Source organism: Candidatus Paracaedibacter symbiosus (genome assembly GCF_000757605.1).
GTDB classification, from domain to species: domain Bacteria; phylum Pseudomonadota; class Alphaproteobacteria; order Paracaedibacterales; family Paracaedibacteraceae; genus Paracaedibacter_A; species Paracaedibacter_A symbiosus.
This window is the reverse complement of the sequence record NZ_JQAK01000021.1, coordinates 3,439-4,175: the sequence shown is the minus strand read 5'-3', so window position 1 is coordinate 4,175 and position 737 is coordinate 3,439. Positions and strand designations below refer to the sequence as shown.

Annotated in this window: 2 protein-coding genes and 1 pseudogene; all 3 read right to left on the bottom strand. The window is 62.4% G+C overall.

Annotated features, from left to right (window positions below; translation table 11 throughout):
* A pseudogene (locus IG80_RS16400) lies at nt 1-192 on the bottom strand (hypothetical protein); the annotation flags it as partial.
* Nucleotides 193-204: 12 nt separating this feature from the next.
* Complete coding sequence (fliE, locus tag IG80_RS0111775; RefSeq protein ID WP_032114222.1) at nt 205-498, bottom strand: flagellar hook-basal body complex protein FliE; 294 nt, start codon at nt 496-498, stop codon at nt 205-207.
* A partial coding sequence (locus tag IG80_RS12905) for a flagellar basal body rod C-terminal domain-containing protein (protein ID WP_032114221.1) occupies nt 498-737 on the bottom strand: 240 nt, incomplete at its 5' end. The genes IG80_RS12905 and fliE, both read right to left, overlap by 1 nt.

Here is a 737-nt window from a genome sequence, read left to right as displayed (position 1 = left end):
CCACTCATCCAGAGCCACGGCGACCTCCGCCGCATCCGACTCTCTCAGATTCGCGAAGAGCACCCTGCTGTCGGCCCGCAACGTCCAGTAAAGGGCGAAGACGGTGAGAAGCAGTATGGCGATTCCGCCCGCAATCACGCCCACGCGGGAGCGCGGCGAGAACGTCCTGAAATGACCGATAGCCGAATCCACGTCCATATTCCTTTAGAGCTGCATCCGGGAAAGGTCCTGATACGCCTCGACAACGCGGTTCCTGACTTCGGACAGCAGCATGAGATGCATCCTCGCCTCTTCCAGCGAGATCATTACATCGTGTGGCGCAACCTCCTGCCCGGATGCCAGCAAGCGAACCTGCTGGTCCGCGGATTTCAAGGAGGCATCGACCGAGCCGAGTCCGGCGGCGACAACGGCTCCGAAGTCGCTTCTGGCAACCGCAGCTCCGGATCCCTGTTCGACCGGCACACCTGCAGTGATGGCATGGATGGCTTCGATTCCCATCACTTGGCCCCAATTTCGAGAGCTCGCAGCACCATGCTGCGAAGCACGTTGAACGAGCGGACGTTGGCCTCGTACCCTCGACTCGAGGTCAGAAGCGTGGTCATTTCCTGAACCATGTCCACCGCCGGGTAGTGCACGCGGCCCTGCTCGTCGGCCATCGGATGGTCGGGATCGACCACGGCACGGGTGCCAATGCGCTGGATGTCCCCCGCGTCCATCCCGGACGCCAGCAGCGCACC

What these genes read in the sequence shown, in the direction of transcription:
- fliE (WP_032114222.1), bottom strand. Translation starts at nt 498, where the DNA reads ATGGGAATCGAAGCCATCCATGCCATCACTGCAGGTGTGCCGGTCGAA.